Annotated in this window: 7 protein-coding genes; 4 read left to right on the top strand and 3 right to left on the bottom strand. The window is 53.2% G+C overall.

The window, feature by feature from the left end:
• Positions 1-596 precede the first annotated feature (596 nt).
• Positions 597-1,799: a tyrosine--tRNA ligase gene (tyrS, locus tag C3Z11_RS01935; protein ID WP_106475850.1), complete on the bottom strand. Its 1,203-nt coding sequence runs from the start codon at positions 1,797-1,799 to the stop codon at positions 597-599.
• Positions 1,800-1,915: 116 nt separating this feature from the next.
• Here tyrS and C3Z11_RS01930 point away from each other — a divergent pair, with 116 nt between their 5' ends.
• Positions 1,916-3,040, top strand: coding sequence for an anhydro-N-acetylmuramic acid kinase (locus C3Z11_RS01930; protein WP_106475849.1), 1,125 nt, complete (start codon positions 1,916-1,918; stop codon positions 3,038-3,040).
• Here the strand turns inward: C3Z11_RS01930 and C3Z11_RS01925 are convergent.
• Together C3Z11_RS01925 and C3Z11_RS01920 are read right to left on the bottom strand one after the other, a co-directional pair.
• On the bottom strand, positions 3,037-4,188 hold the full coding sequence (locus C3Z11_RS01925) for a PilT/PilU family type 4a pilus ATPase (RefSeq protein ID WP_106475848.1): 1,152 nt from the start codon (positions 4,186-4,188) through the stop codon (positions 3,037-3,039). The genes C3Z11_RS01930 and C3Z11_RS01925 overlap by 4 nt on opposite strands.
• A 63-nt stretch (positions 4,189-4,251) precedes the next feature.
• Entirely contained in the window at positions 4,252-5,280 is a 1,029-nt protein-coding gene (locus tag C3Z11_RS01920; RefSeq protein ID WP_106475847.1) for a type IV pilus twitching motility protein PilT, read from the bottom strand.
• A gap of 35 nt (positions 5,281-5,315) precedes the next feature.
• On the opposite strand from C3Z11_RS01920, the gene C3Z11_RS01915 reads away from it, so the two are divergent.
• The 3 genes from C3Z11_RS01915 (at position 5,316) to C3Z11_RS01905 (ending at position 7,552) form a co-directional block, all read left to right on the top strand.
• Complete coding sequence (locus C3Z11_RS01915; RefSeq protein WP_106475846.1) at positions 5,316-6,062, top strand: YggS family pyridoxal phosphate-dependent enzyme; 747 nt, start codon at positions 5,316-5,318, stop codon at positions 6,060-6,062.
• A 3-nt stretch (positions 6,063-6,065) separates the two neighbouring features.
• A complete protein-coding gene (proC, locus tag C3Z11_RS01910; RefSeq protein ID WP_106475845.1) occupies positions 6,066-6,890 on the top strand; it encodes a pyrroline-5-carboxylate reductase in 825 nt (274 codons plus the stop codon).
• A gap of 71 nt (positions 6,891-6,961) precedes the next feature.
• Positions 6,962-7,552, top strand: coding sequence for a YggT family protein (locus tag C3Z11_RS01905; RefSeq protein WP_106475844.1), 591 nt, complete (start codon positions 6,962-6,964; stop codon positions 7,550-7,552).
• The last annotated feature ends 149 nt before the right edge of the window (positions 7,553-7,701 follow it).

Here is a 7,701-nt window from a genome sequence, read left to right as displayed (position 1 = left end):
CTACTCTCTTTACCGATCCTGTCAAGCCATTCCGAAGAATTTTCCAAACAGAATCAATGTCTTGCGCTTCCTCCGCCACCGACCCGAAGGACTCGTCCCCGGCAGCGGATGCGTACTTTACGCGCCAAGATAATGGAGCGCAAGCATTAATTTCGAAGCCGACCGAATAAAATGTATGACGAGTATATGACGAGTAAGAGAAGCAAGAGAGATGCTTAGGGAAGCAGCTACAAACAGGAGAATTATAAAATTTAGAGAAAGCGCATACCAAAAAGCAAAATCTCGCCTCGCGGCACAAAAGACATGTAGACCATCTCTTATGCAAGAGTCTTCCTAACCCTTTTACGCTGCGTCCTTGCAGCATCGCGGGAGGCGAGATTCCCGCCGAGGCTCCCATCCTGGGAAAGCAAATGTGCGTCCTGCACCGTTTCGCCTCAACGTATAAACACCTTAATGCATATGTAGCGCATCTGTCTAAGTTTTTGGTTTGTACTTTTGTAACGACACGCTATTTCTTCTACAAAACGTATCCGAGTTACTAAGAAAACGTAAAGCAACCAGCCAATGAGTTTTCATTTATAATATTTGTATGAAATTCACGGCACCAACTTGACCCGCGCGTATCGCTTTTTCCCTGCCTGGATCACATAAACGTGACCAACAGCCAGGCGCGCTTCCTTATCGATGACTTCACCATCAACCCTGACACGCCCATTGCCGAGCATGTCCTTGGCTTGTGCGCTGTTATTAGCCAGACCAGCTCGGTTCAGGACCGATGCAATCGGTACATCGCTTTGGGCTTCGAACTGTACCTCAACTTCTGGAAGATCTTCGGGCAACTCCCCTTCCGCCAACTGATTACCGCTTGAGCGATGAGCATTGGCTGCGGCGTCTTCATCATGAAAACGTGCCACCAGTTCCCGAGCCAATTCCATCTTGATATCACGCGGATTAGCGCCAGCTTCAACTTTCTCCATCAACTCACGCACTTCTTCGATGGGGCGCAGTGACAGCAGTTCGAAGTAGCGCCACATCAGGCTGTCGGGCATAGAGACGATTTTATTGAACATCTCACCAGGACGATCATTGATCCCCACGTAGTTCCCTAGTGATTTGGACATTTTCTGTACACCATCTAATCCTTCAAGGATGGGCATGGTGATGACTACCTGTGGCTCCTGTCCAAAATGCTTTTGCAGCTCACGCCCCATCAGCAGGTTGAATTTCTGATCAGTCCCGCCAAGTTCGATATCGGCTTCAAGCGCAACCGAGTCATAGCCCTGGATTAACGGGTACAGAAATTCATGAATGGAGATAGCTTGACCGCCTTTATAACGCTTTTCAAAATCGTCACGCTCAAGCATGCGCGCTACGGTTGATTGCGCAGCCAGCTGGATCATATCGGATGCTGATAGCTTCGCCATCCAATCGGCATTGAAGACAACGCGCGTTTTTTGTGGATCAAGGATCTTGAACACCTGTTCCTGATACGTCTTGGCGTTGGCTTTAACATCCTCTTCTGTCAGCGGCTTGCGTGTCACGTTCTTGCCAGTCGGATCGCCGATACGCCCCGTGAAATCGCCGATCAGAAATAATACTTCATGCCCTAAATCTTGAAATTGGCGCAATTTATTAATCAGCACCGTATGGCCGAGATGTAGATCCGGAGCAGTGGGGTCAAAACCTGCCTTAATCTTGAGTTTTCGCCCCGAAGCAAGCTTACGTTCCAGCTCTTCCTCTACCAAAATCTCATGCACACCTCGCTTGATCAGCGCTAGCGCCTCGGCGACATCAGTCATTTCTTCGTATCTCCCCAATAAACGGGCTGTGAGAATCAAGTCTTAACAGGATAAAGTGGGCGCATGATAACACGTGCGCAAAAAGCGATTCATGGCTGTACAGGAGTAGCGCTTCAATGCCCTTATTCATTGGCTTAATGTCCGGCACCAGTCTCGACGGTATCGACGCGGCGCTGGTGCGCTGTGAGCATGGTCACCGTCCTAAGCTGCTTAACGCTTTAGGCATTGTGATGCCTTCACGGTTACGACAGACACTTCTGTCGATCAGCCACGCTGACTCTGTACGCTTTGATACACTTGCTCAAGCCGAGCATGATTTCTGTCATTTACAGGCTGAAGCGGTAAATCAGCTCCTGGCCCAAACAGGATTAACTCCCAAGGCTGTTGCTGCCATCGGCAGTCACGGTCAGACTATCGAGCATCGCCCGTACGATACGCCCGCCTATACCTGCCAGCTCGACAATCCCAGTCTGCTTGCCGAATTGACTCAATGCACGATCGTTGGTGACTTTCGACGTCGTGACCTTGCAGCTGGCGGGCAAGGCGCACCGTTGGCACCGGGTTTTCATGTCGAACTTTTCCAAGATGATCGCGAGTGGCGTGTGGCACTCAATCTCGGTGGCTTTGCCAACCTGACGCTGCTACCTCCACACACTACTCACTCTCCTATCATCGGTTTCGATACTGGCCCTGCCAATGCGCTATTGGATGGCTGGTATAGTCGTCATCATGAGGGGCATTTTGACGCCGATGGCCACTGGGCAAGCACGGGGAGGGTCAATGAGCAGCTCTTGATGCAGATGATGGCGGAACCTTTCTTTCGCCTCCCCCCACCTAAGAGTACCGGCCGAGAAACATTCAATATGCCTTGGCTAGAACGACAACTTGCAGGATACGACGCCTCTCCGGTCGATGTTCAAGCTACGCTGGCTGAACTGACTGCCGCCAGCGTGGCAATGGGAGCCCGTCAAACATTACCTAGTGATGTGAATATGGAAAACGTCAAGGTAATTCCCTGTGGCGGAGGTGCGCATAACCTGGATTTACAAAAACGCATAGCCCAGCGTTTATCGCCTATGCACTTGGTAGCCTGTGATTCGTTTGGCTGGTCGCCGGACTGGCTTGAAGCGGGCGCCTTTGCATGGCTTGCCTGGCGGCGCTTAGAGCAACGGCCAGGCAATATAGCGACCGTCACCGGTGCCACGGGGCCAAGAATGTTAGGCGGTGTCTACTCGCCCTAAGTAAAATCATCATCATCCTGTAGCGAGAAGCGGCTAGCTGCATTGTTGAGGCCCTCATCGCCGTCAGCCGATGAGGGCCGATCAAATTTGATCATCAGCCGCAGATCATTGGCCGAATCGGCATGTGACAGCGCTACATCTTCATGAATAATGCCACGACGGCAGAGCTGACAAAGCGCCTGGTCGAAGGTCTGCATACCTTGCTGGGTGGAGCGTTTCATCACTTCTTTCAATTCATCTACACGTCCTGTCCGCAGCAGATCCACTACCAGCGGCGAGCGTAGCAACAGCTCGGCAGCAACTGCTCGCCCTGCGCCATTACGATAGGGCAGCAGCCGCTGCGCAATGATGGCTCGCAGGTTCAGTGACAAGTCCATCCACACCTGTTCATGCCGTTCTGCGGGAAAGAAATGAATGATGCGATCCAGCGCCTGATTGGCATTGTTGGCATGCAATGTCGCCAGACATAAATGCCCCGTTTCGGCAAAGGCCAACGCGTACTCCATGGTTTCACGAGTACGAATCTCGCCGATCATGATGACATCGGGGGCCTGACGCAGCGTGTTCTTGAGCGCGACTTCGAAAGACTCGGTGTCGATGCCTACTTCACGTTGATTCACGATGCCCTGGTGATGCGGATGAACAAATTCGATGGGATCCTCAATACAGATGATATGCCCACCGCATGTTTCATTGCGCTCCTGGATCATCGCGGCAAGTGTAGTCGATTTACCGCTTCCTGTTCCGCCCACGACCAGCACCAGGCCATTCTTAAGACGCATAAGCCGCGCCAGGGCATCCGGCAGACCCAGGCTCGCCAACTGCGGCACGGACACCTCAATGCGACGTACCACCATGGCCATCTGGCTGCGCTGATAAAAAGCACTGATACGAAAACGCCCCTTGCCGGTTAGACTGAGCGCGAAATTGGCTTCTCGCTCGGTCTCAAAACGCACCCGCTGCTCTTCGCTCATTGCCGCCAATACCAGCTCACGTACTTGGGCAACCTCAAGCCGCGCCTCTCCTAACGCGATCATCTTGCCATCCACCTTGAGACACGGCGGCGCCCCCGGGGAAAGAAACAGGTCAGAAGCCAGCCTGTCGATCATCGCATGAAGCAGATGATGAAGCCCCTCCAGAGCCGTCACGACTTATCCCTCGGCCAGGCGTTACAGGCAGTACTGACATTCCACACGCCAATCATCCTTTCTTTAAACATTCTGGCCTCCCTGACTCTGGGCTTCACTGCGAATGACGAGGCCCTCTGCATGCAGTCGAGTCAGAGCATGCTCGAGCGTCTGCATCCCCAGCGCACCGCCGGTCTGAATGGCCGAGTAAATCTGCGCCACCTTATCCTCACGAATCAGATTGCGAATGGCCGGCGTCGCAATCAATATTTCATGCGCCGCAACACGCCCACCGTTCACTTTCTTGAGCAATGTTTGCGATACCACTCCTTGCAATGATTCAGACAGCATTGAGCGCACCATGGCCTTTTCATCGCCCGGAAACACGTCGACGATCCTGTTGACGGTCTTGGCGGCCGATGTGGTATGCAGCGTTCCGAAGACGAGATGCCCTGTTTCAGCGGCGGTCAGAGCCAGCCGTATAGTTTCCAGATCACGCATTTCACCGACCATGATCACGTCCGGGTCTTCACGCAATGCCGAACGCAGGGCAGCAGTCACCGTGCGGGTATCGCGTCCCACCTCGCGCTGATTGATCAAGCTACGCTTGGCGTCGTGCACAAACTCGATCGGGTCTTCAATCGTCAGAATGTGGTCATGCCGCATCGTATTGATGTAATCGAGCATCGCCGCCAGCGTTGTGCTCTTGCCTGATCCCGTTGCACCGGTCACCAGCACCAAGCCACGCGGCACGGAAGCAAGGCGGCGAAATACTTCACCGAAGCCTAGCGCCTCAAGACTGGGCACCTCACTTGGAATCGTTCTAAATACTGCGGCTGCGCCGCGGTCCTGAGTAAAGATATTGACGCGAAAGCGCGCTACACCTGGCAGTGCAAAGGAAAAGTCAGCCTCCAGTTCGGCCTCAAAATCACGGCGTTGACGATCTGTCATGATGTCGTTAAGCAATGACCGTACAGTCTTATCATCAAGAGACGGCACATTGAGCCGCCGTATATCACCATCGACTCGGATCAAGGGCGGCAGATTGGCCGATAAATGAAGATCGGAAGCCTTCTGCTTTGCTGTAAACGCCAGCAGTTCGGTAATATCCATGCGTTCCCTCGTCCCTATAGGGTGTTACGGGTCTTATGCCTGAAGCGAAAAAGCTCGACACAACGATTACAGACAGTATCGTCGCCGCCCGGCGTCAGCTTGAATGTGCATTGCAACGTGCCGGCCGTAATCATGATGACGCGCGGCTGCTGGCGGTCAGCAAGACCAAGCCTGCCGCACTGATTCGTGAGGCATTTCAAGCTGGCCAGCGCCACTTCGGAGAAAATTATGTTCAGGAGGCGCTCGACAAGCAGCATGCGCTAGCTGACCTTGATATCGTCTGGCACTTCATTGGCCCTTTGCAGTCGAACAAGACTCGATCGGTTGCCGAGCACTTCAGCTGGGTACATACCATCGAGCGGGCCAAGATCGCGACGCGGCTCAATGATCAACGTCCGCAAACATTGGGACCGCTCAATGTCTGCCTGCAGGTCAATATCAGCGCAGAGCCTACAAAGTCCGGCGTTTCTCCCGAGGCGTTAGATGCTCTTGTCGAACACGTCGTAGCGCTGCCTAATCTCAGATTGCGTGGCTTGATGGCTATTCCCACACCAATGGAAGATCACGACGAACAGCGAAAGCCCTTCCGTGCCCTACGCGAACTGCTTGAACAACTGCAGGCGCGCTATCCCACACTTAAGCTCGATACGCTCTCTATGGGTATGAGCAATGATTTCGAGGCCGCGATTGAAGAAGGCGCCACCTTGATACGTCTGGGAACGGCCATCTTTGGCGCACGTGACTATTCTCAGCAGCCCAACACTCCCGCACAAAAGGATTGATGTATGCCTAGCCAACTGACCTTCATCGGTGCCGGCAATATGGCAAGTGCCATTTTCGGCGGCATGATCGACAAGGGCTATCGCGCCGAAGCCATCACTGCCACCGCAACACGTCCTGAACATCTGGATACGCTCAAGGCTCGCTACGGCATTAACATCACCACGGATAATGCTGCTGCAGTCGTTGATGCAGATGTTGTGGTGCTTGCGGTCAAGCCGCAAAAAATGCGTGAGGTTTGTCTTGCACTGGCTGAAGCGATACAAATCAGCCGCCCTCTCATCATTTCTGTTGCTGCAGGGATAGAATGTGAAGCACTTGGACGCTGGCTCGGCGGCAATCTCCCCATCATTCGCTGCATGCCTAATACCCCTTCATTGGTAGGCGCTGGTGCATCCGGCCTTTACGCCACGGCTGATGTCAGCGATGCTCAGCGCGATTTGGCGTCAACCCTGCTCGGCACAGTAGGGCTGGTAGAATGGGTAGAAGAGGAAGCGCTGATCGATGCGGTCACTGCCGTATCCGGTAGCGGGCCGGCCTACTTCTTCCTGATGATCGAGGCGCTGGAAGAAGCGGGAGTTAAACGTGGCCTTGATCTTCAAAGCGCTCGACGGCTAGCGATTCATACCGCATTTGGCGCCGCCAAGATGGCCGCTGAAAGCGAATTGACGCCAGCAGAACTGAAACGCCAAGTCATGTCACCGGGTGGAACTACCGAGCAAGCAATCGCAAGCTTCGAAAAAGCCGGCATCAAGCCGATATTCGATGATGCGACACACGCCTGCGCTAAACGCGCACGCGCCTTGGCCGCAGAGCTTGGCAAGAATTGAACATCAACTTAACGTTTGCCGTGCGTATTGAGTAGTTTACTCGACGGCTGACGTGATAATGGAGAGTATGCATGGGGTCCAACTTAGGTAATATCGGGGTAATGCTGATCAATACCCTGATCAATCTTTATCTTTTCGTACTGATGCTGCGCTTTTTGCTGCATTGCTCGCGTGCGGATTATTACAATCCGCTGTCCCAAGCCATCGTTAAAGCAACATCGCCACTGGTCAATCCATTACAAAAGCTGCTGCGCCCGGTGGGGCCGATTGATATCGCGACATTAGTCGTGGCGTTGATCATCAAGGCAGTGGGCATCATCATCGTTCTGGCTATTATCGGCTACGGTATGCCGCCCATCGGCAATCTGTTGATCGCGGCCCTGGCAGGCGTTGCCAATGCCATCTTAAAGATCTACTTCTTTGCCATGATCATCATGATTATTCTGAGCTGGGTAGCGCCCCAGGCCAACCATCCCGGCGCTTTACTGGTTTATCAAATCACTGAGCCGGTCATGTCACCCGTGCGACGCGTCATTCCGCCGCTAGGCATGATTGATCTATCTCCTATCGTGGTATTCCTGCTCATTAATATACTTGACGCGTATGTCGTCGGGGCATTAGTGCGCGCTGCTGGGCCCATTGGTGCTTTGGTCGGCTTCTAATAACAAACTGCCATGTGCTCAAGCATGGCAGTTCCCAACTCACCTTGATCTCGCCAATGTGCTACATTCCCACCCCACGCGCTACTGACATCGCGATACCGTTTATCGTTGATGGCAACTCTGATTTTGCACACTGGAACTGAATACAC

The organism is Phytohalomonas tamaricis (genome assembly GCF_003012345.1).
GTDB lineage: Bacteria > Pseudomonadota > Gammaproteobacteria > Pseudomonadales > Halomonadaceae > Phytohalomonas > Phytohalomonas tamaricis.
The sequence above is the reverse complement of the archived record's forward strand: the minus strand, read 5'-3'. Positions and strand labels throughout refer to the sequence as shown.

What these genes read in the sequence shown, in the direction of transcription:
- tyrS (WP_106475850.1), bottom strand. Translation starts at nt 1,799, where the DNA reads ATGACTGATGTCGCCGAGGCGCTAGCGCTGATCAAGCGAGGTGTGCAT.
- C3Z11_RS01930 (WP_106475849.1), top strand. Translation starts at nt 1,916, where the DNA reads ATGCCCTTATTCATTGGCTTAATGTCCGGCACCAGTCTCGACGGTATC.
- C3Z11_RS01920 (WP_106475847.1), bottom strand. Translation starts at nt 5,280, where the DNA reads ATGGATATTACCGAACTGCTGGCGTTTACAGCAAAGCAGAAGGCTTCC.
- C3Z11_RS01915 (WP_106475846.1), top strand. Translation starts at nt 5,316, where the DNA reads ATGCCTGAAGCGAAAAAGCTCGACACAACGATTACAGACAGTATCGTC.
- proC (WP_106475845.1), top strand. Translation starts at nt 6,066, where the DNA reads ATGCCTAGCCAACTGACCTTCATCGGTGCCGGCAATATGGCAAGTGCC.
- C3Z11_RS01905 (WP_106475844.1), top strand. Translation starts at nt 6,962, where the DNA reads ATGGGGTCCAACTTAGGTAATATCGGGGTAATGCTGATCAATACCCTG.